The organism is Oryzobacter telluris (assembly GCF_043099285.1).
GTDB classification, from domain to species: Bacteria; Actinomycetota; Actinomycetes; order Actinomycetales; family Dermatophilaceae; genus Oryzobacter; species Oryzobacter telluris.
Window position 1 is genome coordinate 1,134,635 of record NZ_CP170723.1, and the last position, 25,810, is coordinate 1,160,444.

Consider the following 25,810-nt stretch of genomic DNA (forward strand, 5'->3'; position numbering starts at 1 on the left):
GTGGCGTTGCCGGGGTTCGTGAATCAGGCTGTCGGACAGGGGTTCTCGGGTGTCGATCAGGAGGCTGGTTCTTCGACGACCCAGGCGTCGCCCACGGCGATGTCGCCGGACTCCAGCACGCGCAGGATCGTGCCGGCCCGGTCGTGCAGGGCGCGGGCCGCCCCGGGGGCGATCTCGTCGTCGAGGATGCGGCACGGCGCGGCCTTGCGGACCACCTCGAGCAGGGCGCCGCCGACGCGCACGCGGGTGCCCGGGCGGGTCGGGACCGCGCCGTGGCTGAGGGTGAGGTTGCGCCGGGTGCGGTCGTCGGGGACGGGGGAGCCGAGCCGCTCGGCAGCCTGCGCGAGCTCGGTGGCCGACTGCGCGCTCACGTGGCGGTGGCGGGTGCCGTGGTACCGGTCGCCGACGAGCCCGGCGCCCGCCTCGGCGTGGACCGACTCGGTGGGGCGCATCGGCAGACGGCGTCCCTTGGCCACGTGGATCGCCACGACGACGGGTGGGTCGTCCGTGCCCGGGGTCGAGTCCGCGGAAGCCGTCACGGGTCCATCCTCCCCGCCGTGAGTGCGGACGTGGTCGTCGGGGCAGCCACTTCCGCACTCGCGGCCGGAGAGCGGGCGGGGAGGGGGGTCGCAGGTGGGTCACGTAGCCTCGGGGGGTGCTGCGGACCGCCCTGAGACCGAGGTTCCTCGGCCTGCTCGGGCTCGTCCTCGTCGTGGGGGCGGCGTTCGTCCAGCTCGGCCGGTGGCAGCTCGGCGTCGCGGAGTCCACGGCGCACCGCGAGGCGCTCGAACAGGCCCGCGCGCGTACGCCCGTCGCCCTGACCTCCGTCCTGCGCCCGCACGAGCGCTTCCGCGGCGAGCTGTCGTCGCGTCCGGTGACCGCGCAGGGGCGGTACGCCGAGGGCCAGGTCGTCGTCCCCGACCGCCGGCTCGACGGCCGCAGCGGCGCGTGGGTCGTCACGCCCTTCGTCGTCGAGGGGAGCGGCGGCACGATCGCCGTCCTGCGCGGGTTCGTCGACGACGCCGCGACCCCGGGCGCCCCGCCGTCGGGCACGCTCACCATCACCGGCGGCCTGGCCCCGGGCGAGTCGCCGAGCCGGGTGCCGGTCGGGCCGGGGGAGCTCGCCTCGGTCGACCTCTCGGTCCTCGTCAACACCTGGTCAGGGGACCTCTACAACGGCTTCGTCTTCCTCGAGTCGGAGGACCCGGCGTCCGGCGCCCAGCTCGCGAAGGTGCCCACGCCCATCGGCGACACGGGGATCCGCTGGCGCAACGCGGCCTACGCCGTGCAGTGGTGGATCTTCGCGGGGTTCGCGCTCTGGCTCTGGTGGCGCATGGTCCGCGAGGAGGCGCAGCGCGAGGCCGCCGCCGACGGTGCCGTGCCGCCCGCGGGGGCCGACGCCCAGCGGCCCGTCGCGGCGGGGGAGAATGGTCCGCGTGACGACGCCTGACCCCCGCACCGAGACCGCCGAGCCGGTCGAGCCCGGACCCGCCCTGCGCATCGACGACGTCGACGGCACCCGCACCCGGCTCACCTTCTTCAAGGTCATGGCCTTCGTCGTCGGCGTGGGCCTGCTGGTCCTCGTCGTGGAGATGGTGCTGTCGTACGTCTTCCTCCTCAAGGGCACCGACAACCCCCTGTACTGGTGGCCGCAGCCGCACGGCTTCATCTACATGGCCTACCTCGTGGCGACCGCGCTGCTCGGGTTCAAGGTCGGCTGGCCCCTGCCGAAGATGGTGCTCGTCATGCTCGCCGGCTGCGTGCCCTTCCTGTCGTTCTGGGTCGAGCGCCGCGTGGCGCGGGAGGTCGAGGACGGGCTCGCCGCCGCGCGCCAGTAGCCTTGGCCCCGTGAGCGACGCCCCCCTCCAGCCCACCGCACCCGAGCGCGACCAGCCCCACAGCGACCCGGTCCACCTCGCCGACCGTCCCGTCCTCGTCGTCGACTTCGGGGCCCAGTACGCGCAGCTGATCGCGCGCCGCGTGCGTGAGGCGAACTGCTTCAGCGAGGTCGTCCCCCACTCGATGCCCGTCGCCGAGATGCTCGCGAAGGACCCGGCCGCCATCATCCTGTCGGGGGGTCCGTCGTCGGTGTACGAGGAGGGCGCGCCGTCCCTCGACCCCTCGCTCCTCGAGGCCGGGGTGCCGGTGTTCGGCATGTGCTACGGCTTCCAGGCGATGGCGCAGGCGCTCGGCGGCACGGTCGAGAAGACCGGCCTGTCCGAGTTCGGCGCCACCCCGGCGCGCATCTCCGACACCACCTCCACCCTGTTCAACGGCCAGCCCGACGAGCAGTCGGTGTGGATGAGCCACGGAGACTCCGTCTCGCAGGCGCCGGCCGGGATGACGGTGACCGCCACGACGTCCGGGGCGCCGGTCGCCGGGTTCGAGGACGACGAGCGCCACCTCTACGGCGTGCAGTGGCACCCCGAGGTGCTGCACTCGACCTTCGGCCAGCAGGTGCTCGAGAACTTCCTGATCCGCGGGGCCGGGCTCACGGGGGAGTGGACCGCGGCCAACGTCGTCGACGACCTCGTCGCCTCGGTGCGCGCCCAGATCGGCGAGGCCCGAGTCATCTGCGGGCTGTCCGGCGGGGTGGACTCCTCGGTGGCCGCGGCGCTGGTGCAGAAGGCCGTCGGCGACCAGCTGACCTGCGTGTTCGTCGACCACGGGCTGCTGCGCTCGGGCGAGGCCGAGCAGGTCGAGAAGGACTTCGTCGCCGCGACCGGTGTCGACCTCGTCGTCGTCGACGCCAAGGACCGCTTCCTCTCCGCGCTCGCCGGGGTCAGCGACCCGGAGGAGAAGCGCAAGATCATCGGGCGAGAGTTCATCCGCGTCTTCGAGCAGGCCGCCCGCGACGTCGTCGGCTCGCACTCGGGCGCCGAGGACCACCCGGTCGAGTTCCTCGTCCAGGGCACGCTCTACCCCGACGTCGTCGAGTCGGGCGGCGGCACCGGTGCCGCGAACATCAAGTCGCACCACAACGTCGGCGGGCTCCCCGACGACCTCCAGTTCAAGCTCGTCGAGCCGCTGCGGCTGCTCTTCAAGGACGAGGTGCGCCAGGTGGGTCTCGAGCTCGGCGTCCCCGAGGGCATCGTGTGGCGCCAGCCGTTCCCCGGCCCGGGGCTCGGCATCCGGATCGTCGGCGAGGTCACGGCCGAGAACCTCGACATCCTGCGAGCCGCCGACGAGATCGCCCGCGAGGAGCTCACCGCCGCCGGCCTCGACCGCGACATCTGGCAGTGCCCGGTGGTGCTGCTGGCCGGCGTCCGCTCGGTCGGGGTCCAGGGTGACGGTCGCACCTACGGCCACCCGGTCGTCCTGCGTCCGGTGTCGTCGGAGGACGCGATGACCGCCGACTGGACACGCGTCCCCTACGACGTGCTCGCGAAGATCTCCACGCGCATCACCAACGAGGTGCGTGAGGTGAACCGGGTCGTCCTCGACGTCACGAGCAAGCCGCCGGGCACCATCGAGTGGGAGTGACGGTCGGCACCCGCGCCTGACGCCGCCTCCCACGCGGTGCGACGGCGTGCTGCGTCATCCCCGTGACGGCGCAGGAGTCCCCGGATGGCGCAGGTGTACCTGCGTCATCGCAGGACCTCCGCGTCATCGATGGGATGACGCCCGAGCGCGAGTGACCCTAGGACAGGGCGGCGGCGACGATGGCCAGCACCGGGATGCCGAGCACCATCGCCAGCAGCAGCACCATGGCCCACACGCCCTTGCGCGGCTGCTTCTCGTGCCCGATGGAGCCCGTCGTGAACTGGTGCCACGGCACGGCGTAGAACACCGGGACCACCCCGCCGGGAGGCACGTCGACCTCGAGGCTCGCCTGCCCGTACTGCCGCATCCACTGCGTGTGCACGTCGACCCTGGTGCGCCCGGCCCACACCGGCACGTCCATCGTCCCGAAGCGGGCGTTGACCTTGTGCCCGCCCACGTGGACGGTCGGGACGAGCCCGGAGGTCATGGGGTTGCCCTGCAGGGTCAGGCGGATGGTGCCCTGCGGCGGTTGCGCCGGTCGGCCCTGCTGTCCCGGTGCCGGTCCCCCCGGCGTCACGTCGGTCATGGCGCCAGACGATAGCGGTGGGACGGGGTCGTCGACGGGGGATCGACGTGGCAGGCTGGCTCCCGCATACCCATCGGTAACCAAAGGCGGCGACCATGCAGAGCAGCACGACCACCGTGACCGCGAGCGACGGGACGGGTCTCCACACCCACCGCTGGCTCCCCGACGGCGAGGCCAAGGCCGTCGTGCAGATCGCCCACGGGATGGCCGAGCACTCGGCCCGCTACGCCCGCCTCGCCGAGGCGCTCACCGCCGCCGGGTACGCCGTCTACGCCGACGACCACCGCGGCCACGGCGCCACCGCCAGCACGGCCGACCACGGCTACTTCGCCGACAAGGACGGCTGGGCCACCGTCGTCGGCGACCTGAGGGCGGTCACCCGCTTCGCCCAGGAGGAGCACCCCGGCCTCCCGGTCTTCCTCCTCGGCCACTCGATGGGGTCCTTCCTCACCCGCGCCTACGTCATCGAGGACAGCCGCGACCTCGCCGGCGTCGTGCTCTCCGGCACCGCCGGCGACCCCGGGCCGCTGGGCAAGGTCGGCATCGGCGTCGCCGCGGCCGAGTCGCGCCTGCGCGGCCGCCGGCACGTGAGCACGATGCTCGACAAGCTGACCTTCGGCCAGTTCAACGCGGCCTACAAGCCGGCCCGCACCGACTTCGACTGGCTCTCGCGCGACGACGCCGAGGTCGACCTGTACGTCGCCGACCCGCTGTGCGGCAACACCTTCACCAGCGGCTTCTTCAGCGACCTGTTCGGCGGGCTCCAGGGCATCAACGACAAGCGCCGCGTGGCGCGCGTCCGGCGCGACCTGCCCGTCCTCCTCATCGCCGGGGACCAGGACCCGGTCGGCGACAAGGGCAAGGGGCCGCGGGCCGTGCGCGAGCAGTACACGGCGGCCGGCGTCGGCGACGTCAGCCTCACGCTCTACCCGGGCGCCCGCCACGAGGTGTTCAACGAGACCAACCGCGACGAGGTGACGGCCGACGTCATCCGCTGGCTCGACGCGCACCTCCCCAGCGCCTGAGCGCCCGCGCGAATCGGCCTGACGCGGCATCCGTGGCAGGCTTGGACGACCGCGTCGGGCCACGAGCCGGACCGGTGGACCGCCCCCGAGGACAGGACTGACCAGACGCATGTGTGGCATCGCCGGCTACCACGGGCTCGCAGCCGACGCTGCGCTCCTCACGCGGATGAACGACTGCCAGCAGCACCGCGGTCCCGACGGTGACGGCATCGCCACCGACGGTCCCTGCGGCCTGGCCCACCGGCGCCTGTCGATCATCGACGTCGCCCACGGCCAGCAGCCGATGGAGACCGCTGACGGCCGCTACGTCATCGCCTACAACGGCGAGGTCTACAACTACCTCGACCTGCGCTCCGAGCTGCAGGCCCAGGGCCGCACCTTCGCCACCGACAGCGACACCGAGGTCGTCCTCCAGGCCTTCGCCCAGTGGGGCGAGCGTGCGTTCGACCGCTTCAACGGGATGTTCGGCCTGGCCATCTGGGACCGCCACGAGCAGCGGCTCACCCTGGCCCGCGACCACTTCGGCATCAAGCCGCTCTACGTCGCCCGCGTCCCCGCCCCCGAGGGCGACGGGGAGGTGCTCCTCTTCTCCAGCGAGATCAAGCCGATCCTCGCCAGCGGCCTGTACGACAAGAAGGTCAACGAGCGCTCGGTCTACCGGTACCTGCGCTTCCGCGCCCACGAGGACGGCACCGAGACCTTCTTCGACGGCATCGAGCGCCTCGCCCCCGGCGAGCTCCTCACCGCCGACGCCACCGGCATCCACCGCCGCATGTTCACGCGCCTCAAGGAGGAGCTCCTCGAGCTCGCGAGCGTCCAGCGCCCCTACGACGACGCCGCGGCCGCCGAGTACAAGCGCCGCCTCGTCGAGTCGGTGCGCCTGCGCCTGCAGTCCGAGGTCCCGGTCGGCACCAGCCTGTCCGGCGGCCTCGACAGCAGCGCGGTGGCGGTCATCATCAACCAGCTCCTCAACGAGGGCGACTCGCTCTCGCTGAGCTCGGTCGGCACCCGCCAGAACACCTTCTCCGCCGTCTTCCCCGGGTCGATCAACGACGAGGAGCGCTACGTCGACGACGTCCTCGACATCTGCACCGGCCACGTCGCCTCGCACAAGATCAAGCCCACGGCCGACGAGTTCAAGGCCGACCTGCTCGACTTCGTCCGCACCCAGGAGGAGCCGCTCATCTCCAGCGGCCCCTACGCGCAGTTCCAGGTGATGCGCGAGGCCACCCAGCACGTCACCGTCCTCCTCGACGGCCAGGGCGCCGACGAGATGATGGCCGGCTACATCCCGTACTACGCCGTCTACCTGCGCCAGCTGCGCGCCCAGGGCGCCCGCGTCGCCGCCGCCGAGCTCGCCAAGAGCCTCGACGTCCTCTACCGGCTCGGCCGCTTCAAGCTCAAGGCCAAGGTCAGGCTCAAGAAGTCGGTGCCCACGACCCAGCTGCTCGGCCGCGACTTCGTCAAGGCCCACACCGGCGAGAAGTACGTCAGCGAGGGCGCCAACCTCAAGAAGCGCCTCGTCGAGGACCTGTTCCACAACTCGCTGCCCAGCCTGCTGCGCTACGAGGACAAGAACACGATGCGCTTCTCCCTCGAGGGGCGCGTGCCGTTCCTCGACAAGGAGGTCGTGAAGTTCGTCTTCAGCCTGTCCGACGAGGCGATCATCAAGGACGGCTGGAACAAGCGGGTGCTGCGCGACGCCACCCGCGGCCTGCTGCCCGAGTCGATCAACCGCCGCCGCAACAAGATCGGGTTCACCACCCCGCAGGTCGAGTGGTTCATGCGGCTGAAGAACCACTTCTACAACATCTTCCTCAGCGAGTCGTTCGCCAACCGCCCGTACGTCGACCAGACCGAGGTCATCGCGGCGTTCGAGGGCTGGATCAAGGGCGCCAACGACGTCGACACGATGACGTTCTGGCGCCTGATCAACCTCGAGCTGTGGCTGCGCGAGTTCTTCGACGAGAAGGACGACGAGGCCGACGCCGCCGAGGCGGCCCGTGCGGCGCACGTGAAGACCGACTACGAGCCCAACGAGCGCCGCCCGCTCGACCTCGTCACCGCGCGCGGCGAGACCGTGCGCCGCTACCCGGTGCGCACCGAGCTGGTCAGCAAGGACGACGACCTCGACGCCCGCGTCATCGAGCACGTCGACCGCTTCTTCGCCGGTCTGCCCTCGGCCGGCCCCGAGCACGCCGCCGCGACGTCCGGGCCCTGGTGGTTCTTCATCTCCGAGAAGATCGTCGCGATCACCCAGGGGCGCTCGTACTTCGTCTGGGACATCAAGGTCGGCCGACCCGCGCGCGTCCTGTCCCGGTACGTCACGCGCACCCCCGCCGGCATCGGACTGGGCAGCCCGTTCACCATGCAGCTCGCCATCCAGGAGGCCGGCCTCCCGCGCGTCCTGTACGCCTCGGCCGGTGGCGCCATCGGCAAGGTGATCGGCCGCAAGGGCCTGTTCTACGAGCTCGTCGGCAACTCGATCAACGCCATCGACGGCCCCACCGAGTACTCGGCCTACCCGAGCAACGTCTCGGCGAAGCTCGCGCCGAAGGACCCCGACGACGTCGCGGCCCGCCTCACCGCGGCCATCCGCGCGCGCCTGCCCGAGCCGTGGCGCTCGACCTTCCAGGGCACGGTGGTCATGGACGCCAACGACATCGGGCGCAACGTGCTCGGCGCCGACGTGGCGCAGCCGTGGGACCGCTACGAGGAGATGTTCGCCGACAACCCGCTCGGGCAGGGCAGCGAGCAGACCCCGATGGCGATGGTCTTCCTCCGCGACGACGCCTGAAGACGCGCGCCGGCCCGCTGTCGGCCGCGCCGGCCTCGCTAGGTCGTGTGCGGAGGACGGGGCGTGCGCACCCCTCGCGCCGTCCGCTCGAAGGTGGGCTCCTGCCCCTCGGGGGGAGCGGTCACCTTCGGGCTGAGCGTCCACAGCAGCCACCCGAGGCCGCCGAGCGGCACCTCCATGACGTGCGTGATGATCGAGAACAGGACGACCCCCGCGGTCGCCGCGGCGCTGTCGGCACCCCAGCCGACGAGCACGGTGGCGGTGACCGTCTCGGTGACGCCGACGCCACCCGGCGTGATGCCCACCGCGGTGAGCAGCCGTCCGATCGCGAACGCGGCGAAGAGCAGGTTGAGCGGCATCGTCGTGACGCCGGTCTGGCGCATCACGAGGACGAAGAGCACGTAGTACGCGCCGAAGAACCCCACCATGCCGAGCGTCATCGCCAGCCAGCCGGTGGAGACGACGTCGTTGATCCGGGCGCGCAGGTCGTGGACGAGCTCCTCGATGCGCATCGCCGGCTTGCCCGACGCCCGGCTGCGGCGGCGCAGCAGCGGCCCGAGCAGGTGGTCGACGCCGCGCCCGATGGCCTGGGCTGCCCGCTCGCTGACCATGATCGCCACGAACGCCCCGAGCAGGGCCAGCCCGGTCAGGGCCCCGCCGACCGCCAGCTCGGTGAGGACCACCGGGAGCGTGACGCCGCCGAGCCAGAGCGCGAGGATCGCGACGACCGGCAGGGCGATGCGGGCCAGGACGTTCCAGACGCCCGTGACGATCGCCGACGTCGAGGTCGCCCGCCGGGTGAACCCCCACGAGCGGCACATCGCGTACGTGGCGGCCAGGCCCACGGCGCCGCCCCCGGGGAGCAGGTTGGAGACCGAGGACCCGCAGAGGTTGATGATGAGGGCCTTGCTGTGGGTCAGCCCGCGCAGCGCCCCGGTGAAGGTGAACGTGTAGCACCACAGGCCCGCGAGCATCAGGACCTGGAAGCCCAGCACGTGGCTCAGCGGCACCGCGCGGACGTGGGTCCAGATCTCGCTCCACTCGGTCTTGGCGAAGTAGGGCAGCCCCCAGACGAGCAGGATCGCCGCCAGCCCCAGGCCGACCGCGGCCTGGAGCACCTGCTTGCGTCCCCTGCTCACTGCTCCCCCTCGAAGATCTCGGTCCTGACCCGGCCCCCCGGTGGGAGCGAGGGGTCGCGGAACCACTCCCTCCCGAACACGAGATCGTAGAGGGGGCGGGGGATGCGAAGGAAGGCTCCCAGGGTCCGGTCGCCCGTCTGGCCGCCCGCGCCGACCTCGGTGGCGCCCCCTCCGGTGGCCTGCGAGGCGTGCGCGCGCATCGACGCGCGCTTGGCCGCGACGTGTCGCCGCACCGAGATCCGGTGGGTGATGTCGGCTCGCGCGGTGAAGGCGCGCTCGAAGCTCGTGGGGTCGAACTCGGCCGGGAAGCGGTACACGCGGGCGGCGCCGCGGATGGCCCGGGCGATGGTGTCGCGGGGGACCGTGGCCTCGAGGACGCGCGGTGTCCCCGCGATCTGCGCCGCGCGGACTCCGACCTCGTGGACCCGCACGTGGTCGCGGTGGCCGTACCCGCCGTTCGCGTCGTAGGTGAGGAGGAGGTCGGCGCGCTCGGTGCGCAGCAGCGCCGCCAGCCGCTCGGCCGCCTCCTCGAGCGGCGCGCGGCAGAAGCGGGTGGTGCCCGGGACGTCGGGGTCGGGCTCGGCACCGCTGCCGCTGTCGGCGTAGCCGAGCCACTCGACCCGGGCCACGCCGAGGGCCTCTGCGGACCGTCGGGCCTCGGTGAGGCGGCGCTCGCCGAGGAGGCCGTCGGCCCGCAGCGCGTCCGCCGCGAGCCCGGCGCCGCCGTCGGTCGCGAGCACGAGGACGACGCGGTGCCCCTCAGCCGCGAGCCGCGCCATCGTGCCCGCCGTCAGGAGGGCCTCGTCGTCGGGGTGGGCGTGGAACGCCACGATCGTGCGGGACATCGTGACCCATCCTCGCTCATGGCAGGGTGGACCCTCGTGAAGGTCGCCATGCTCACCGACTGCTACCCGCCTCGGCTGGGTGGCATCGAGTCGCAGGTGCGCGACCTCTCCCGCCACCTCGTGCGGGCCGGCCACGAGGTCGAGGTGTTCACGGCGACGACCGGTCCCGACGGCGAGCGCGGGGGCGCGACGGCGACGGGCGACGACGGCGTCACGGTGCACCGCTTCGCGATCCCGCTGCCCGGAGGCATCCCGGTCAACCCGTTCGCCCGGCCCGAGATCCGGCGCCGGCTGGCCGCCGGGCGCTTCGACGTCGCGCACGCCCACCTCGGGGTCGTCAGCCCGTTCGCGACCGAGCTGGTGCCGCTGGCCCTGGACCGCGGGCTGCCCGTGACGGCCACGTTCCACTGCGTCATCGACCGCTCGGGTCCGGTGTTCCGCGTGCTGGGCCACCTCGCCCGCTGGGCCGAGAAGGGCGTGGCCATGAACGCCGTGTCGACGATGGCGGCCACGCGGGTCAGCGCCGCTGCCGGCGACGCGCCCGTGGAGGTCGTGCCCAACGGCGTCGACGTCGCCTGGTGGCGCGACGGTGCCCCCGACGGGGACGCGGCCCCGGCAGCCGATGGCGCGCCCCGCCCGGTCCACGTCGTCACCGCCACCCGCCTCGCGGCCCGCAAGCGCCCGGTGGCCCTGCTCGCCGTGCTCCGCGGCGCCCGCCAGATCCTCGACCCCGCGGTGCCGCTGCGCGCGACCATCGTGGGGGAGGGCCCGCAGCGGCGCGTCCTCGAGCGGTACGTCGCGTCGCGCGGCCTGGACTGGGTCGAGCTGCCCGGGCGGGTCGACCGCGACGAGCTGCGCCGCCTGCACCAGGGCGCCGACGTCTACCTGACCACCGCTCGGCTGGAGGCGTTCGGCATCGCCGCCCTCGAGGCGCGCGCGGCGGGGCTGCCGGTGGTCGCGCCGCGGGCCACCGGGGTCGACGACTTCGTGGGCGACGGCGTCGAGGGCGTCCTCGGCGACAGCGACGTGCAGCTGGCCGGCGCGGTGGCGCGGCTCGCCGCCGACCCGGCGATGCGCCGGCGGATCCGTCACCACAACCTCACGACCCCTCCGGCGCAGGACTGGTCCGACGTCCTCGGGGCGACGCTCGGCGAGTACCACCGGGCCGGGGCCCGCCCCGCGTGATCACCGTCGTCGGGGTGCAGGGTGGCCGCACCGTCGCTGCCTTCGCGCTCGGCCACGGGGAGGACCCGCTGGCCGGGCTGCGCGAGCGCGGCTGGGCCGGCCACGCGGAGCGGGTGGAGGGCGTCCTCGGCGACCTCACCCTCCGGTACGCGGTCGAGGCGGTGGTGGGCGGCGCAAGGCCTCCTGCTCTCGCCGACCCGCAGGGCCCCGGTCTCAACGCCGCCGAGCGGCGCGGGGTCGTGCCGAACCAGCGGGTGGCGGCCTACGCGGTCGTCGTCGCCGACGACCGGGTGCTGCTGACCCAGCTCGCGGCCCGCACCGGGGCGGGAGGCCGCTGGAACCTGCCGGGGGGTGGCCTCGACCCCGGCGAGGGGCCGGAGGAGGCGGTCGTGCGCGAGGTGCTCGAGGAGACCGGTCAGGTGGTGGAGGACGTGCGCCTCGTCGACGTCATGACCCAGCACTGGGTGGGTCGCTCGCCGCGCGGCCTCGAGGACTACCACGCCGTGCGGCTGCTCCACACGGCCCGATGTCCGCGGCCGACCCTCCCCGTCGTCCACGACGTGGGTGGGTCGACCGCGGACGCCCGCTGGGTCCGGCTCGACGAGCTGGGGTCCGTGGAGGTCGTGGCGAGCGTCCCGGTGGCCCTGCGGGCCGCGGGCGTCGCCGACCTCCACGTGCGCCCTCAGTCCTGACCGCGGCTGGCCCGCAGCCCCAGTCCCCCGACGAGGAGGACGAGGGCGCCGGCGCCGACGACGGTCCACGGGCCGAGGTCGCCCCACGGCACGTCGATCCCGACGATCTCGGTGAACAGCGTCGCCGCGGCCACGACGAGGCCGAGCAGGCCCAGGACGATGGCGAACGGGGCCGGGCCCTTGACGTACTCGCGGGCGGGGAGGGCGGGTGCCGCCGGGGCGGCGACCTCGGTGGGGCGGACCGCGGTGGCGGTCGTCGTCCCGGGGGCGGCGGGGGCCCACGTGGTGGTGGGGTGCTCCTCGAAGACCTGGTCGGCGAGGGGGGTGGTCTCGTCGCGGGGGGTGTCGGGGGTGGTCATCACTGCTCCTCGATGGTGATCTGGCCGACCCCGAGCTGGGCGTCGACGACGACTTGGGTGGGACCGTCGCCCACGGTGGTCGAGACCTGCTGGTCGGGACCGGTCGACTCGGGCGCCGTCGACCCGTCGGCCGCGCGCTGGATGATGCTGCCGAAGCCGACCTCGGCGTCGACCGTGGCGCTGACGCCCTCGGGGACGAGGATGGTCAGGTCGCCGGCGCCGATCTCGACGTCGATCTGCTGCGGGGTCGTGAGGTCGAGGGTGGAGCCCTCGAAGCGGCTGAGGTCGAGGACGACGTCACCGCCCCCGTGCTCGAAACGGGTCTCGCCGGCCGCCGGGACGGGCGTCCAGGTCCGCGGGCCGAAGCCCGACGACTCCTCGAGGTTGACGCGGGAGGCCGCGGCCGACCCGACGAGCAGGACGGCGAGCACCACGGTGACGAACCCGCTGAACCCGGCCGCGCGGCCGGAGATCCCGAGCGCCAGCACGACGAGCGAGACACCGGTGAGGCCGATGAGCAGGCCCAGCGTGCCGGCGCTGCCGGGGTAGCCGAGCGGCTCGGCGAGCGCCGCGCCCAGGCCCAGCCCGACGAGCGCGATGCCGATCGACATCAGGCCGACGAACCAGCTGGGCCGGCGGCGCCGCGGACGCGGCGGCGGGGGCGGGGTCATGACGCGCGGGGGAGCCGGCGGGACCGGGCGGCCTCCGTAGGGGCCGGGGTGGCCGGGGGCGCCGTACGGCGGGACCGGCGCACCGGCCGAGCCGGGCGGCATCGCGTACGGGGCGCCCTGGCCGGCACCGGCGGGCGGGGAGAACGCGGTCGTGGGGGCGCTCATCGGGGCTCCTCCTGGAGGGGGCGGGGGTGGGGTGGACCCGTAGGGGGCCGGTGCGAAGCCGGAGGTCGCGCCGGAGACGCGGTCGCGGCGGAAGAGGACGAAGGCCAGTCCGACGAGGGCGACGACCCACAGCGGTGCGATCCAGCCGTTGCCCTGCCCGATGGAGAAGAAGCCGCCGAGGAGCAGGACCGCCGTGAGGACGAGCAGGGCCACGGGCCCGACGTCGCCGCGGCGCACGGCGCGCTCGGCGAGGAGGTCGCCACGGCGGTCCGGAAGGACCAGCCACAGCACGACGTACGCGGTGACGCCGATCCCGCCGAAGAAGGCGAGGATGACCGCGGCCGCCCGGATGAGCATGGGGTCGACGCCCCAGCGCTGGGCGAGCCCGGAGCAGACACCGCCGAACCAGCGGGCGTCGGTGTCGCGGGTGTAGCCGCTCTCCCTGAGGCGGGCGAACGCGTCGTCGAGGACCGAGCCGCCGCTGCCCTGGGGTCGGGCGTAGCGGGGGTCGGGCCCGGTCGGCGGGGGTCCTGCCGGGGGCGGGGTCTGGGTGGGGTTCTCCGTCATGGCTCAACCGTGGCGTCCCGCGGGGTGCGCTCGCCATGAGGGTCGACCCTGACGCGGCCCTGACCGGACCCCGGGTCGGGGTCGCGAGGGCCCTGACGTGCGTCAGGATGGGCACGTGCCCGTCCCCTACGACCCCTCCGCGCGCACGACCCAGGCGACCGACGCCGGGTCGGGTGCCGCCGACCCGTCGGGCCGCCCACCGCGTCCGCCGCTGGTCCGCGACCGCGACCGGGCCGGGTGGACGCCGGGGGTCAGCGCCGCGGTCGCGCGCCACCTCGGGGTGTCGAGGCGCTCGGTGCGCATCGCGTTCGTCGCGTTCGCGATCCTCGGTGGCGGCGGCATCGCGGCCTACGTCTTCCTCTGGGCGCTGACGCCGGAGGGTGACGCGGTGGGTGGCGTCACCGACGCCCCGACCTCCGGCCGGCGCCAGTGGGGCGCGGTCATCATGGCCGGCGTCGTCCTCGTCATCGTCGGGATCGTCCTGGTGACACCGCTGCTCGGCGGGTCCGGGACGGCCGGGGTCCTCGTGCCGCTGTTCGTCATCGTCGTCGGGGCGATCGTGGCCTGGTCCAACCTCGACGAGGCCCAGCGCCACCGCTGGCTCGGCTCCGGCAGCGAGAACGAGCGGTTCGGATGGGTGCGCGTCACCTTCGGCTCGATCCTCGCCGTGGCCGGCATCCTCGTCCTCGTCACCCGCGGCCAGTCGGTCTCGGCCGTGTGGGACGCCCTGCTGGCGGCGGTCGCGGTGCTCGTCGGCGCGCTCATCATCGCGGCGCCGTGGGGCCTGCGCCTGTGGGGCGACCTGCGGCGCGAGCAGGTGGCCGCCGCCCGCGCCACCGAGCGCGCCGACATCGCCGCCCACCTGCACGACGGCGTGCTGCAGACGCTCGCGCTCATCCAGCGACAGTCCGGCGACGCCGCCGCCGTCACCCGGCTGGCCCGGGCCCAGGAGCGCGAGCTGCGCTCGTGGCTGTACGCCGGGCCGCAGGGGTCGCAGTCCAGCCTGGCCGCCGCGGTCACCGAGGTGGCGCACGACGTCGAGGACGTCCACGGCGTCGCGGTCGACCTCGTCGTCACCGGCGACCGACCCCACGACCCGCACGGCGCCGCTCTCGCCCAGGCGATGCGGGAGGCGCTGCAGAACGCCGTCCGCCACGGCGCCCCACCGGTCACGGCCTACGTCGAGATCGGCCCCGCGGGGGTCGAGGCGTTCGTCCGCGACCGGGGCGAGGGCTTCGACCTCGACGCCGTTCCGGCCGACCGGCTCGGGGTCCGCCGCTCGATCCTCGGTCGGATGGAGCGGCACGGCGGCACCGCACGGGTCCGCCGCCGCGACGACGGCACCGAGGTCGAGCTGACCCTGCCACCCATCGAAGGAGTCCAGGCATGAGCACCCCCACCAGCCCCACGGGTGGCGCGGCCGTCCCGGTCCGCGTCGTCCTCGTCGACGACCACCGGATGTTCCGCACGGGGGTGCGCGCCGAGCTGAGCGAGGCGATGCTCGCCGGCGGGGTCCCGGTGTGCGAGTTCGTCGGTGAGGCCCCCGACGTCGACACGGCGGTCTCGGTGATCCGCGCCGAGCAGCCCGACGTCGTCCTCCTCGACGTCCACCTTCCCGGCGGGTCCGGCAACGGTGGGGTCGACGTCATCCGCGGCTGCATGGGGGTGGAGAGCCGGTCCGGGGGGCCGGTCCGCTTCCTCGCGCTGTCGGTGTCGGACGCGGCCGAGGACGTCATCGCGGTCATCCGCGCCGGCGCCCGCGGCTACGTCACCAAGACCATCGGGGCGCGCGACCTCATCCGCTCGATCCGCCGCGTGGCCGACGGCGACGCCGTGTTCTCGCCGCGGCTGGCGGGCTTTGTCCTCGACGCGTTCGGCGCGGCCGCCGGGGAGATCGCGGAGGTCGACGAGGAGCTCGACCGGCTGTCGGCGCGCGAGCGCGAGGTGATGCGCCTCATCGCCCGCGGCTTCCAGTACAAGGAGGTCGCCAAGGAGCTGTTCATCTCGGTCAAGACGGTCGAGACGCACGTGTCCTCGGTGCTGCGCAAGCTCCAGCTCTCCTCGCGCCACGAGCTGACGGCGTGGGCGATGGGTCGGCGCCTGCTCTGAGCCGGGGGCGTCCTAGGGTGTCGCCATGGACCTCGTGCACGGCCTCCTCGTCCTCGCCCACCTCCTCGGCATGGCCGCGATCATCGGCAGCGCCGTGTTCGTCGCGCGGGGGCGCGCCACCCCGGCGCTCGTGTGGGGCGCAAGGGCCCAGATCATCACCGGGATCCTGCTCGTCGGCCTCGCCGAGTCGGGCGACGACCCGGTGAACCACACCAAGGTCGGCGTCAAGCTCGTCATCGCGGTCGCGGTCGCCGCGTGCGCCGAGATCGCCGCCGGCAAGGCGCGACGTGGTGAGGGGGAGCGGGCCCAGCTCGTCACCGCCGCAGGCGCGCTGGCCGTCCTCAACGCCGCGGTCGCGGTGCTCTGGACCTCCTCCTCCTGACCGTCGGCCCCTGGTGGGTCAGTCGGCGAGGAAGGCCGGTACGCGGCTCTTCGGCCGGCCGATGATGGCGCGCTGGCCGCGCACGAGGACCGGCCGCTGCAGGAGGCGGGGGTGCTCGACCAGCACGGCGACGACCTGCTCGCGGGTGCGCACGTCGTCGTCGGTGAGGCCCAGGCTCGCGAAGAACGGGTCGCGGCGCACGAGGTCGGTCGGCTCGTCCTCGAGCTTGTCGAGCAGGTCGCGCAGGGCGGTGCCGTCGAGCGGCGTGCGCAGGTAGCGCACCACCTCGTGGTCCAGGCCGGAGGCCTCGACCTGCTCCAGTGCCGCCTTCGAGGTCGAGCACGCGGGGTTGTGGAGGATCGTCACGTCGGCCATGGCGGGCACCCTACTCGCGGCGCTCAAGGCAGGAGCAGGAGCTTTCCCTGGGTGCGGCGGCCCTCGAGGTCGGCGTAGGCGGTGGCGGCGTCGGCCAGCGGGTAGCGCCCGCCGATCGCGACGCGGAGCGAGCCGTCGGCGACCGCGCCGAGGACCTCCGAGGCGCGCCACTCGAGCTCGTCGCGGGTGGCCAGGTGGTGGCCCAGGGTCGGCCGGGTGAGGAAGAGCGAGCCGCCCTGGTTGAGCCGCTGGATGTCGAACGGCGGGACCTGGCCGCTGGCGCCGCCGTAGAGGACGAGCGTCCCGCGCGGGCGCAGCGAGGCGAGGGAGGCGTCGAAGGTGTCCTTGCCGACGCCGTCGTAGGCGACGTCGACCCCCCGGCCGCCGGTCGCGGCGCGGACCTCGGCGGCGAGGTCGTCCACCGCGCGGTAGTCGATGACGTGGTCGGCGCCGAGTGCCCGGGCCGTCTCGGCCTTCTCCGGTCCGCCGGCGGTCGCCACGACGACCCCGCCGCGGGCCCGCACCATCTGGACGAGGAGCTGGCCGACGCCCCCGGCCGCCGCGTGCACGAGCGCGGTGGTGCCCTCGCCGACCTCGTGGCTGCTGGTGACCAGGTAGTGGGCGGTGAGGCCCTGGAGCATCACGGCCGCCGCGACCTCGAGGTCGACCGCATCGGGGACGGGGACGAGCATCGCGGCGGGCTGGAGCGTGTAGGTGGCGGCGCTGCCCAGGCCCTGCGGCCAGGCCACCCGGTCGCCCTCGGCGAAGCCCTCGACGCCCTCACCGACGGCGACGACGGTGCCGGCGCCCTCGTTGCCCGCGACGAACGGCGTGGGCATCGGGTAGACGCCCTCGCGCTGGTAGACGTCGATGAAGTTCACGCCGGCCGCCGCGACCTCCACGAGCACCTGGCCCGGGCCGGGTGCCGGCGCGGTGCGCTCCTCGACAGCGAGGACGTCGCGTCCCCCGTGGGCGGTGACGACGAGGGCGGGGCCGGTGTGGTCGCTCATCCCGCCAGCGTAGGCCGGTCGGTGCGGCCTCAGGGCACGGGGACCCAGTACCTGCGGGTGGCCCCGCGGACGTCCTCGAACAGCCCGCCGTTGCGCTCGATGACGCGCCGCGAGGTGTCGTTGGTGACGTCGCAGGTGAGCAGGACGGGGTCGATGCCGAGGCGACCGGCCTCCTCGAGGCCGAGGCGGAGGGCGGTGGTGGCGATGCCCCGGCGCCGTGCCGACGGCCGCACGGAGTAGCCGATGTGGCCACCGAAGTCCGTGAGCCACGGGGTGAGGCGGTGCCGCACGGCCAGGGAGCCGAGGTAGGTGGTCGGCTCGGTGTCGTCGACGACCCAGAAGAACGAGCACGGGACGCGGCCGGCAGGACGGGGTGCGTCCTCGCGCTCCATCTCGAGGCGGCGGGCGACCAGGGCGGCGAAGCCCTCCGGGGTCTCGAGGTCCGCGCGGGTGAAGGCCGCTCCGGCGAAGCCCTCGTCCGCCTCCTCGACGAGGTCGCCGTCGCCGTCGCGGTGCGCGTCGCCGAACTCGTCGGCGGCCTCCAGCCAGGAGGACTGCAGGGCGGCGTGCGGACGGACGAGACGGATCATGGCGAAGACCCTAGGTGGCGGGCCGGGCTGTGGGCGAACGGGTTTCGAGACCCTGGCATGCCGGTCACGTGGTGGCGACCCAGTAGCGACGCTTGACGCCGCGGACGTCCTCGAGGACGCCACCGTTGGCCTCGATGACCTTGGCCGAGGCGACGTTGGCGGTGTCGCAGGTGACGAGGACGCGGTCGAGGCCGAGGGCGGCGGCCTCGGGCAGGGCGAGGCGCAGGGCCTCGGTGGCCACGCCCCGGCGGCGGGCGCCGGGCCGCACGGAGTAGCCGACGTGCCCCGCGACGTCGCGCAGGAACGGGGTGAGGGAGTGCCGTATCGACAGCGACCCGAGGTACTCGGCGGGGTCGTCGCCGCCGATCCAGTACACGGTGCTGGGGACGTGGCCGGTGGGACGTGGGGTGTCCTCCAGGCTGCGGTCGAGGCGGAAGCGGACGAGGCGGGCGAACCCCTCGTCGGTCTCGAGCTCGGCCCGGGAGAAGGCGGCGCCCGGGTAGCCGCCGGCGTCGGCGGGCTCGACCCAGGCGCCCTCGCCGTCGCGGTGTCCCTCGCGCGCCTCGAGGAACTCGTCGTGGGCCCGGAGGTAGCTGCGGCGGTACCGCGCGTGCGGGCGGGCGAGGACGACCATCCCGCGACGGTACGCGGTGGGTCGCCCTGGGCATCAGGGAGTGCGCAGCGAGAGCAGGACCTCGTCGAGCATCGCGGGCGTGAGCCGCCCGGTGAAGGTGTTGTGCGGGCTCACGTGGTAGCTGCCGACGAGCCGGACCTGCCGACCGGTCGGGGTGGTGAGGAGGGCCTCGGCGGCGTGGGCGAAGGGCGGGCGCGGCCTCGGCACCTCCCAGCCGGCGGTGGCCGCGGCGGTGAGCGCCCCGGCCCAGCCGATCGCGCCGAGGCAGAGGATCGAGTGCAGGTGGGGCTCGGCCAGCTCGAGGTCGCGGTGCAGCCAGGCCGAGCAGGTCGCCTTCTCCTCGGGGGTCGGGGCGTTGTCGGGTGGGGCGCAGCGGACGGCCGCGACGATGCGCAGGCCACGCAGACCCTGTCCGTCGCCGGCCGCGACCGAGGTGGGCAGCGTCGCGAAACCGGTGCGGTGCAGGGCCGCCCAGAGGAAGTCACCCGAGGAGTCGCCGGTGAACATGCGACCGGTTCGGTTGGTGCCGTTGGCTGCCGGGGCGAGGCCGACGAGCAGGGTCGCCGCCTCCGGGTCGCCGAACGAGGGGCCGGGGCGGCCCCAGTACGGCTCGTCGGCGAAGGAGGCGCGCCGGCCGGTGCGGGCCACGTCCTCGCGCCACCGCACGAGCCGGGGACAGGCCCGGCACACCGAGACCCGCGCCTGCAGGGTGTCGAGGTCGCGGGCGCCGCGGGCCAGCCGGCGGACCCCCGCGGGGGAGCGCGCGACGAGGGTGGTGGGGTCGGCGGGGTCGCCGGGCCACCCGGTCCCGGGCGGCACGGGCGACGCGAACTCCTGCCCGGTGACGGGGTGGGGGTCGCGGCGCTCCATCCGGCCACCGTAGGGGAGCGGGTGCGCGAGGATGCGTCCATGACGGGCGTGACGGTGGTCGGCGGCGGGGTCATCGGTCTGACGTCGGCGCTCGCGCTGGCCGAGGCGGGGCACCGGGTGACCTGTGTGCGCGACGTGCCCGCCGCCGGGACGGTGTCCGCGGTCGCGGGCGGCCTCTGGTTCCCGTACCACGTCGAGCCGCGCGAGCGGGTCGTCGGCTGGGGGACGGTGACGCTCGAGAGGTTCCGGTCGCTGGTCGACCTCCCCGCTGCCGGGGTGACCTTCCGTGAGGGCGTCATGGTGGAGCGCGGCCCCGCGGACCGCTGGTGGACAGAGGGCGTCGACCGGTGGCGGGAGGCCGCGTCCGCGGAGCTTCCGCCGGGGGCACCGAGCGGGGTGGTGTGCACGGTGCCCCTGGTGACGATGCCGGTGCACCTCGCCTGGCTCGAGGAGCGGTGCCGGCACGTAGGCGTCGTCCTGGACGAAGGACGCGTCGAGGACGTGGAGCAGGTGGAGGACGACGTGGTCGTCGTCGCGGCCGGCCTGCGGTCGGGGGCGCTGGTGGGCGATGACGGGCCGCAGCCGTCGCGCGGGCAGGTGGCCCTCCTGGCCAACCCGGGGCTCGAGCGCTGGCTCGTCGACGACGACCACCCCGACGGCATGGTCTACGCGATCCCGCACCCCGACTGGGTGGTGTGCGGCGGCACCGACGTCCTCGGGGCGTCGGACACCGAGCCCGACGCCCGGGTGCACGCCGGCATCCTCGCCCGGGTGCGGTCGGTGGTGCCCGAGCTGGCCGATGCCGAGGTGCTCGGGGCGCGGGTCGGCCTGCGGCCCGTGGCGCCGTCGGTCCGGCTGGCGCACAGCACCGTTCGTGGTCGGAGGGTCGTGACGAACTACGGCCACGGCGGCGCCGGGGTCACGCTGTCGTGGGGGTGCGCCGAGGAGGTCGTGCGCCTCGTGGCCGAGGGGCACGGCCCGTGAGCGACGTGCCCCGACTCCTGCTCGTCGTCGACGGTGCCAACGTCGTGGGCTCGCGCCCCGACGGGTGGTGGCGCGACCGTCCCGCTGCGGCGGCACGACTGCACGCGCTCGTGGTGCGCGCCGAGCTGGGCTTCGACGAGGTGGTCCTCGTCCTGGAGGGGAAGGCGCGCCCGGGTGTGCCGGAGGGGCTCGAGGGCATCGTGCGCACGGTGCACGCGCCCGGCCACGGCGACGACGAGATCGTGGCGCAGGTGGTCCGCGGCCTCGACCGCGGCGCGGAGGTCACGGTCGTCACGGCCGACCGCGGTCTCGTCGAGCGGGTGACGGCCGTCCGGGCGTCGACGCTCGGCCCCACCTGGCTCCTCGACCACTGAGGAGCGCGGGCGCGGCCTCAGGCGTCGGGGCCGGGTCGGGAGCGGCCGGCCTTGGTCTCGCCGCGACGCTTCTTCGCGGCGAGCCGGCGCTCCTTGGACCCCCGCGTCGGGCGGGTGGCCCGTCGCGGCGCGGGCGGCGGAGACATCGCGTCACGCAGGAGGTCGGCCATCCGCTCGCGCGCCGCCACGCGGTTGCGCCGCTGCTGGCGGTGCTCCGAGGCCGCGACGACGAGCAGCCGCGCGTCGACGAGGCGAGAGTGCAGCGCCCGCAGCACCCGCCGGCGCTGGGTCTCGGTGAAACCCCCGAACGCCGTGACGTCGAGCTCGAGCTCGACCCGGCTGTCGGCCGTGTTGACGCCCTGCCCACCCGGCCCGGAGGACCGCGAGAACCGCTCGACCAGCTCGCCCGCCGGCACCGTGAGGCCCTGCGGCACACCGGGACCCGGCGGGACCACGAGGTCCATCAGGGCTTGCCCGTGTCGTCCTCGGGCTCGGGCGGTGCCTCGGCGCCCTCGGCCTCGTCGCGGTCGGCCCACTCGAGCAGTGGGCTGATGTCGAAGACCGCGTCGTCGATGCCGGCGTGGAGGTCGCCGAGCTCGGCGAAGCGTGCGGGCACCGTGGCGATGGTGAAGTCGTTGGGCTCGGCGTCGTCGACCTCGTCCCACCGGATGGGCGTGGATACGGTGCCGATGTCGTTGCCGCGCACCGAGTACGCCGCCGCGATGGTGTGGTCGCGGGCGTTCTGGTTGTAGTCGACGAACACCGCCTCGGGGTCGCGGTCCTTGCGCCACCACGTGGTGGTGACGTCGTCGGGGATCCGCCGCTCCACCTCGCGCGCGAAGGCGAGGGCCGCCCTCCGGACGTCCTGGAAGCCGTGCTCGGGGACGATGCGGACGTAGACGTGCAGGCCGTGGCCGCCACTGGTCTTCGGGAAGCCGGTGGCGCCGAGCTCGTCGAGGACCTCGTGGGCCACGTGCGCGGCGCGTCGCACGCGCGAGAAGGGTGCGTCCGGCATCGGGTCGAGGTCGATGCGCCACTCGTCGGGCTTCTCGGTGTCGGCGCGGCGGCTGTTCCACGGGTGGAACTCCACGGTGCTCATCTGCACGGCCCACGCGACGTCGGCCAGCCGCGTGACGCACAGCTCGTCGGCGTGCAGCCCGTAGCGGGGGAAGTGCAGTCGCACCGTCTCCACCCACGGCGGCGCGCCACGGGGGAGCCGCTTCTGGTGCACCTTCGGGCCGGACACGCCGTCGGGGAAGCGGTGCAGCATGCACGGCCGGTCGCGCAGTGCGTTGACGATGCCGTCGCCGACGGACAGGTAGTAGCTGACCAGGTCGAGCTTGGTCTCGCCGCGGGCGGCGAAGTAGACGCGTTCGGGGCTGGAGACGCGCACGTCGAACCCATCGACGTCGAGGACGACGGGTTCCCCGAACTCTCCCTTGCGCGAAGCCATGGACCCCACGCTAGGGGTCAGGAGCGGGGGAGCGCTGCCGAGAGCGCGATGAAGGCGACGACGACGACCACGAGGCCGAGCAGGCTGAAGCGCTGCCAGGGCGACGGCGCCGGCAGCTCGCCGCCCCCGGCGAGCTGCGTGGCCTCCGCGTCGGTGACGTCGCGGTAGGACCACCCGCCGTCGGGCTGGACCCGTGCGAGGACGTACTTCGCGTCCCACGTCACGCTGAAGACGAAGAACAGGCTGAAGTAGCCGAAGTTGACGAAGAGCGCCTGCGCAGCGTCGAGCTGCCGGCTGCGGGACTTGCGTCCCCACCCCCAGATGAGCATGGGTGCGATCCCCTCTCCATGCCGACGGGCCTCCCCCCGGCCGCGCAGAACCTCGCACCAGCGCCAGCCCGGTCGAGGTGAAATCCGACCGTAAGGGGGTGGGGTTTCACCTCGACCCGTCGCAGTCAAGGTTCGACAAACTCTAGACATCCAGGGGGCTCAGGGCGGACGGTGGTGCCCAGGACGCCACGGCGGCAGGTGCCGCGGCAGACCCCGAGGAGAACCCGATGAGCAGGAAGACCCGTACCACCACCACCCTCGTCGTCATCGGAGCCGCGGTCGCGGCCTTCGCCGGCGCCGGCCCCGCCTCGGCGGCCGACGGCCAGTGCCAGGCCGCCGGCATCGCGACGCTGAAGAGCATCGGCGCGTTCAAGGCCGTCCAGGCGAACGGGGTGTCCGTGGCGACCGCCGTGTCGCTCGGCGTCACACCGCGCGGCGGCTCCCTGCCCGCGGGCATCACGCTCGACACCGTCATCGACTACAAGACGCTCGTCGCCGACCACCGCGCTGGTGAGAACAGCATCTTCGTCTACCCGTGGTGTGCCGGCTGAGGCGCTGACGCTCGACTGCCGACGCACCCTCCGACGCGCCTGCTCCCTTCCTCCGACCGGCGCGTCACCGACGGCCGGGGCCACCGCGCCCCGGCCGTCACCCGTGTCCGCCCGCCCTGTCCACGGACCCGGGTCGCGGCGGGTGACGGTCGGTGCCGCGACGTAGGGTTGACCCCGACATGAGCACCCTCTTCGACGGCCTCGACATCGGCGGTTCCCGGCCCGAGCCGAACGTCGACCAGGCGACCCACACCAGCGCCCACGCGGCCCTCGTCAACGCGGCGGGCGTCCCCACCTGGGCCGAGGCCGCCGCCGCCGGTCGCGGCCCCGAGGGCGGTCCGGGCGAGCGCCCGCAGGCCGACCCCGAGGAGCTGCTCACCGGGCTGAACCCGCAGCAGCGCGAGGCCGTCCTCCACGAGGGCCCGCCCCTGCTCATCGTCGCCGGCGCCGGCTCGGGCAAGACCCGCGTCCTCACCCAGCGCATCGCGTACCTCATGGCCGCGCGCGGGGTCCAGCCCGGCCAGGTCCTCGCCATCACGTTCACCAACAAGGCCGCCGCCGAGATGCGTGAGCGGGTCTCCGCCCTCGTCGGCCCGCGCGCCAAGGCGATGTGGGTCATGACCTTCCACAGCGCGTGCGTGCGCATCCTGCGCCGCGAGGCCGACAAGGTCGGGCTGCGCTCCACGTTCTCCATCTACGACGCCGCCGACTCCCAGCGCCTGATGTCGATGGTCCTGCGCGACATGGACCTCGACCCGAAGCGCTACAACCCGCGCGCGTTCAGCCACCAGGTGTCCAACCTCAAGAACGAGCTCATCGACGAGGAGACCTTCACCCGCCGGGTCAACGAGACGGGCACGCACCAGGAGCAGGTCCTCGCCGAGGCGTACACCGACTACCAGCGGCGGCTGCGCCAGGCCAACGCCATGGACTTCGACGACCTCATCATGATGACGGTCCAGATGTTCCAGGTCTTCCCCGACGTCGCCGAGCACTACCGGCGCCGGTTCCGGCACGTGATGGTCGACGAGTACCAGGACACCAACCACGCGCAGTACCAGCTGGTCCGCGAGCTCGTCGGCTCGGAGGAGACGCGCACCGAGCACGGGGTCGAGCCCAGCGAGCTCGTCGTCGTCGGTGACGCCGACCAGTCGATCTACGCCTTCCGCGGTGCCACGATCCGCAACATCGAGGAGTTCGAGGAGGACTACCCGCACGCGCGGACCATCCTGCTCGAGCAGAACTACCGCTCCACCCAGACGATCCTGCGTGCGGCCAACGCCGTCATCGCCCGCAACGAGGGCCGCCGCAAGAAGAACCTGTGGACCGACAGCGGCGACGGCGCCCGCATCATCGGCTACGTCGCCGACAACGAGCACGACGAGGCGTCGTTCGTCGCCCGCAGCATCGACCGCCTCGGCGACGAGCACGGGGTGCGCCCCGGTGACGTCGCGGTGTTCTACCGCACCAACGCCCAGTCGCGGGCGCTGGAGGAGGTGTTCGTCCGGGTCGGGCTGCCCTACAAGGTCGTCGGCGGCACCCGGTTCTACGAGCGCCGCGAGGTCAAGGACGCCCTGGCCTACCTGCGGGTGCTCTCCAACCCCACCGACACCGTCAACCTGCGCCGCATCCTCAACGTCCCCAAGCGCGGCATCGGCGACCGCGCCGAGGCGTGCGTCGTGGCCCTCGCCGAGCGCGAGCGCATCCCGTTCGTCGCCGCGCTGGGCCGTCCCGAGGACGCGCCGGGCATCGCCTCGCGCTCCGTGGCCGCGGTCAAGGGGTTCACCTCGCTCCTGGAGAGCCTGGGCCAGGTCCGCGACGACGACGAGGCCGGCGTCTCCGAGCTCCTCGAGGCCATCCTCGACCGCTCGGGCTACCTCGCCGAGCTGCGCGACAGCCACGACCCCCAGGACGAGACCCGCGTCGAGAACCTCGCCGAGCTCGTCGCCGTCGCCCGCGAGTTCGACGACGCGCGCCGCGAGACCGGGGAGGTCGTCAGCCTCGAGGACTTCCTCGAGCGGGTCTCCCTCGTCGCCGACGCCGACGAGATCCCCGACAGCGCGGAGGCCGAGGCGCAGGGCGTCGTCACGCTGATGACCCTCCACACGGCCAAGGGCCTGGAGTTCCCCGTCGTCTTCCTCACCGGCCTCGAGGATGGCACCTTCCCGCACCTGCGCAGCCTCGGCGACGCCAAGGAGCTGGAGGAGGAGCGCCGCCTCGCGTACGTCGGCATCACCCGGGCGCGCGAGCGGCTGCACATCTCCCGAGCCGCGGTCCGATCCGCCTGGGGCGCACCGCAGTACAACCCTCCGTCACGCTTCCTCGACGAGATCCCGGCCGAGCTCCTCGAGTGGGAGCGCGAGCTCTCCGGCGCCGCGGCCATCGGCCGTCGCGACCAGCGGCCCGCGGTCGCCACCCTGGCCGCCCGCCCCGGCGTGCGCTCGCCGGGCAACCGGCCGATCATCGCGCTGGCCGCCGGTGACCGGGTCACCCACGACAGCTACGGCATGGGCACCGTCGTGCGCACCCTCGGCGAGGGCGACAAGACGCAGGCCGAGGTCGACTTCGGCGGCGAGCTCGGGGTCAAGCGCTTCGTGCTGCGCTTCGCCCCGCTCGAGAAGCTCTAGGCCCCCTC

At 73.9% G+C, this 25,810-nt stretch carries 28 protein-coding genes; 14 read left to right on the forward strand and 14 right to left on the reverse strand.

Going from position 1 to position 25,810, the window contains the following annotated elements:
• Positions 1 to 56 precede the first annotated feature (56 nt).
• Positions 57 to 539 (reverse strand): MOSC domain-containing protein, encoded by a 483-nt coding sequence (locus ACFLFB_RS05145; protein ID WP_392544633.1) that lies wholly within the window; start codon positions 537 to 539, stop codon positions 57 to 59.
• Between the two features lie 116 nt (positions 540 to 655).
• Between ACFLFB_RS05145 and ACFLFB_RS05150 the strand changes: the two genes are divergently transcribed.
• The 3 genes from ACFLFB_RS05150 (at position 656) to guaA (ending at position 3,483) form a co-directional block, all read left to right on the forward strand.
• Complete coding sequence (locus ACFLFB_RS05150) at positions 656 to 1,450, forward strand: SURF1 family protein (RefSeq protein WP_392544634.1); 795 nt, start codon at positions 656 to 658, stop codon at positions 1,448 to 1,450.
• Between the two features lie 43 nt (positions 1,451 to 1,493).
• The gene (locus ACFLFB_RS05155) at positions 1,494 to 1,838 is read left to right on the forward strand and encodes a DUF3817 domain-containing protein (protein WP_392545384.1); all 345 of its coding nucleotides are present in this window, start codon (positions 1,494 to 1,496) and stop codon (positions 1,836 to 1,838) included.
• A gap of 127 nt (positions 1,839 to 1,965) precedes the next feature.
• Positions 1,966 to 3,483 carry a glutamine-hydrolyzing GMP synthase gene (gene guaA / locus ACFLFB_RS05160; protein WP_392545385.1) on the forward strand — a complete coding sequence of 506 codons (1,518 nt, stop codon included), beginning with the start codon at positions 1,966 to 1,968 and terminating at the stop codon, positions 3,481 to 3,483.
• 157 nt (positions 3,484 to 3,640) lie between these two features.
• On the opposite strand, the gene ACFLFB_RS05165 is transcribed toward guaA, so the two are convergent.
• Complete coding sequence (locus ACFLFB_RS05165) at positions 3,641 to 4,069, reverse strand: hypothetical protein (RefSeq protein ID WP_392544635.1); 429 nt, start codon at positions 4,067 to 4,069, stop codon at positions 3,641 to 3,643.
• Between the two features lie 95 nt (positions 4,070 to 4,164).
• On the opposite strand from ACFLFB_RS05165, the gene ACFLFB_RS05170 reads away from it, so the two are divergent.
• Both ACFLFB_RS05170 and asnB read left to right on the forward strand, forming a co-directional pair.
• Positions 4,165 to 5,094 (forward strand): alpha/beta hydrolase, encoded by a 930-nt coding sequence (locus tag ACFLFB_RS05170; protein WP_392544636.1) that lies wholly within the window; start codon positions 4,165 to 4,167, stop codon positions 5,092 to 5,094.
• Between the two features lie 109 nt (positions 5,095 to 5,203).
• Complete coding sequence (asnB, locus tag ACFLFB_RS05175; RefSeq protein ID WP_392544637.1) at positions 5,204 to 7,891, forward strand: asparagine synthase (glutamine-hydrolyzing); 2,688 nt, start codon at positions 5,204 to 5,206, stop codon at positions 7,889 to 7,891.
• Positions 7,892 to 7,929: 38 nt separating this feature from the next.
• Here asnB and ACFLFB_RS05180 read toward each other — a convergent pair whose 3' ends face one another.
• Both ACFLFB_RS05180 and ACFLFB_RS05185 read right to left on the reverse strand, forming a co-directional pair.
• Complete coding sequence (locus tag ACFLFB_RS05180; RefSeq protein WP_392544638.1) at positions 7,930 to 9,030, reverse strand: lysylphosphatidylglycerol synthase transmembrane domain-containing protein; 1,101 nt, start codon at positions 9,028 to 9,030, stop codon at positions 7,930 to 7,932.
• The gene (locus ACFLFB_RS05185) at positions 9,027 to 9,875 is read right to left on the reverse strand and encodes a PIG-L deacetylase family protein (RefSeq protein WP_392544639.1); all 849 of its coding nucleotides are present in this window, start codon (positions 9,873 to 9,875) and stop codon (positions 9,027 to 9,029) included. The genes ACFLFB_RS05180 and ACFLFB_RS05185 overlap by 4 nt, the downstream gene beginning before the upstream one ends.
• 18 nt (positions 9,876 to 9,893) lie before the next feature.
• Between ACFLFB_RS05185 and ACFLFB_RS05190 the strand changes: the two genes are divergently transcribed.
• Both ACFLFB_RS05190 and ACFLFB_RS05195 read left to right on the forward strand, forming a co-directional pair.
• Complete coding sequence (locus ACFLFB_RS05190; RefSeq protein ID WP_392544640.1) at positions 9,894 to 11,060, forward strand: glycosyltransferase family 4 protein; 1,167 nt, start codon at positions 9,894 to 9,896, stop codon at positions 11,058 to 11,060.
• A complete protein-coding gene (locus ACFLFB_RS05195; RefSeq protein WP_392544641.1) occupies positions 11,057 to 11,752 on the forward strand; it encodes an NUDIX hydrolase in 696 nt (231 codons plus the stop codon). Before ACFLFB_RS05190 ends, ACFLFB_RS05195 begins: the two co-directional genes overlap by 4 nt.
• Here ACFLFB_RS05195 and ACFLFB_RS05200 read toward each other — a convergent pair.
• Both ACFLFB_RS05200 and ACFLFB_RS05205 read right to left on the reverse strand, forming a co-directional pair.
• The gene (locus ACFLFB_RS05200; RefSeq protein ID WP_392544642.1) at positions 11,743 to 12,111 is read right to left on the reverse strand and encodes a hypothetical protein; all 369 of its coding nucleotides are present in this window, start codon (positions 12,109 to 12,111) and stop codon (positions 11,743 to 11,745) included. The two genes, ACFLFB_RS05195 and ACFLFB_RS05200, sit on opposite strands and share 10 nt — an antisense overlap.
• Positions 12,111 to 13,514, reverse strand: coding sequence for a PspC domain-containing protein (locus ACFLFB_RS05205; RefSeq protein ID WP_392544643.1), 1,404 nt, complete (start codon positions 13,512 to 13,514; stop codon positions 12,111 to 12,113). Before ACFLFB_RS05205 ends, ACFLFB_RS05200 begins: the two co-directional genes overlap by 1 nt.
• A gap of 115 nt (positions 13,515 to 13,629) precedes the next feature.
• Here ACFLFB_RS05205 and ACFLFB_RS05210 point away from each other — a divergent pair, with 115 nt between their 5' ends.
• Genes ACFLFB_RS05210 through ACFLFB_RS05220 form a run of 3 tightly spaced genes read left to right on the forward strand, consistent with a single transcriptional unit; the run spans position 13,630 to position 16,005 of the window.
• Entirely contained in the window at positions 13,630 to 14,904 is a 1,275-nt protein-coding gene (locus ACFLFB_RS05210) for a PspC domain-containing protein (protein WP_392544644.1), read from the forward strand.
• Positions 14,901 to 15,623, forward strand: a complete 723-nt coding sequence (locus ACFLFB_RS05215) for a LuxR C-terminal-related transcriptional regulator (protein ID WP_392544645.1) — start codon at positions 14,901 to 14,903, stop codon at positions 15,621 to 15,623. The genes ACFLFB_RS05210 and ACFLFB_RS05215 overlap by 4 nt, the downstream gene beginning before the upstream one ends.
• A gap of 25 nt (positions 15,624 to 15,648) precedes the next feature.
• Complete coding sequence (locus ACFLFB_RS05220; RefSeq protein ID WP_392544646.1) at positions 15,649 to 16,005, forward strand: hypothetical protein; 357 nt, start codon at positions 15,649 to 15,651, stop codon at positions 16,003 to 16,005.
• A gap of 18 nt (positions 16,006 to 16,023) precedes the next feature.
• On the opposite strand, the gene ACFLFB_RS05225 is transcribed toward ACFLFB_RS05220, so the two are convergent.
• The 5 genes from ACFLFB_RS05225 to ACFLFB_RS05245 form a co-directional block, all read right to left on the reverse strand.
• Positions 16,024 to 16,380, reverse strand: a complete 357-nt coding sequence (locus tag ACFLFB_RS05225; protein WP_392544647.1) for an ArsC/Spx/MgsR family protein — start codon at positions 16,378 to 16,380, stop codon at positions 16,024 to 16,026.
• A 23-nt stretch (positions 16,381 to 16,403) separates the two neighbouring features.
• Positions 16,404 to 17,390 carry a quinone oxidoreductase family protein gene (locus ACFLFB_RS05230; RefSeq protein WP_392544648.1) on the reverse strand — a complete coding sequence of 329 codons (987 nt, stop codon included), beginning with the start codon at positions 17,388 to 17,390 and terminating at the stop codon, positions 16,404 to 16,406.
• A gap of 29 nt (positions 17,391 to 17,419) precedes the next feature.
• A complete protein-coding gene (locus ACFLFB_RS05235; protein WP_392544649.1) occupies positions 17,420 to 17,980 on the reverse strand; it encodes a GNAT family N-acetyltransferase in 561 nt (186 codons plus the stop codon).
• 64 nt (positions 17,981 to 18,044) lie between these two features.
• Entirely contained in the window at positions 18,045 to 18,614 is a 570-nt protein-coding gene (locus tag ACFLFB_RS05240) for a GNAT family N-acetyltransferase (RefSeq protein WP_392544650.1), read from the reverse strand.
• 33 nt (positions 18,615 to 18,647) lie between these two features.
• On the reverse strand, positions 18,648 to 19,484 hold the full coding sequence (locus ACFLFB_RS05245; RefSeq protein WP_392544651.1) for a uracil-DNA glycosylase: 837 nt from the start codon (positions 19,482 to 19,484) through the stop codon (positions 18,648 to 18,650).
• Positions 19,485 to 19,523: 39 nt separating this feature from the next.
• On the opposite strand from ACFLFB_RS05245, the gene ACFLFB_RS05250 reads away from it, so the two are divergent.
• Together ACFLFB_RS05250 and ACFLFB_RS05255 are read left to right on the forward strand one after the other, a co-directional pair.
• On the forward strand, positions 19,524 to 20,468 hold the full coding sequence (locus tag ACFLFB_RS05250) for an NAD(P)/FAD-dependent oxidoreductase (protein ID WP_392544652.1): 945 nt from the start codon (positions 19,524 to 19,526) through the stop codon (positions 20,466 to 20,468).
• Positions 20,465 to 20,842: a hypothetical protein gene (locus ACFLFB_RS05255; RefSeq protein WP_392544653.1), complete on the forward strand. Its 378-nt coding sequence runs from the start codon at positions 20,465 to 20,467 to the stop codon at positions 20,840 to 20,842. Before ACFLFB_RS05250 ends, ACFLFB_RS05255 begins: the two co-directional genes overlap by 4 nt.
• Before the next feature lie 17 nt (positions 20,843 to 20,859).
• On the opposite strand, the gene arfB is transcribed toward ACFLFB_RS05255, so the two are convergent.
• The 3 genes from arfB to ACFLFB_RS05270 are packed head-to-tail and all read right to left on the reverse strand — an operon-like array spanning position 20,860 to position 22,624.
• Positions 20,860 to 21,309: an alternative ribosome rescue aminoacyl-tRNA hydrolase ArfB gene (gene arfB, locus ACFLFB_RS05260; RefSeq protein ID WP_392545386.1), complete on the reverse strand. Its 450-nt coding sequence runs from the start codon at positions 21,307 to 21,309 to the stop codon at positions 20,860 to 20,862.
• Positions 21,306 to 22,295 (reverse strand): non-homologous end-joining DNA ligase, encoded by a 990-nt coding sequence (gene ligD / locus ACFLFB_RS05265; protein ID WP_392544654.1) that lies wholly within the window; start codon positions 22,293 to 22,295, stop codon positions 21,306 to 21,308. The genes arfB and ligD overlap by 4 nt, the downstream gene beginning before the upstream one ends.
• A 17-nt stretch (positions 22,296 to 22,312) precedes the next feature.
• The gene (locus ACFLFB_RS05270; protein ID WP_392544655.1) at positions 22,313 to 22,624 is read right to left on the reverse strand and encodes a hypothetical protein; all 312 of its coding nucleotides are present in this window, start codon (positions 22,622 to 22,624) and stop codon (positions 22,313 to 22,315) included.
• 227 nt (positions 22,625 to 22,851) lie between these two features.
• Between ACFLFB_RS05270 and ACFLFB_RS05275 the strand changes: the two genes are divergently transcribed.
• Both ACFLFB_RS05275 and pcrA read left to right on the forward strand, forming a co-directional pair.
• Positions 22,852 to 23,175: a hypothetical protein gene (locus ACFLFB_RS05275; protein WP_392544656.1), complete on the forward strand. Its 324-nt coding sequence runs from the start codon at positions 22,852 to 22,854 to the stop codon at positions 23,173 to 23,175.
• A gap of 179 nt (positions 23,176 to 23,354) precedes the next feature.
• Positions 23,355 to 25,802, forward strand: a complete 2,448-nt coding sequence (gene pcrA, locus ACFLFB_RS05280) for a DNA helicase PcrA (RefSeq protein WP_392544657.1) — start codon at positions 23,355 to 23,357, stop codon at positions 25,800 to 25,802.
• Positions 25,803 to 25,810: the final 8 nt, after the last annotated feature.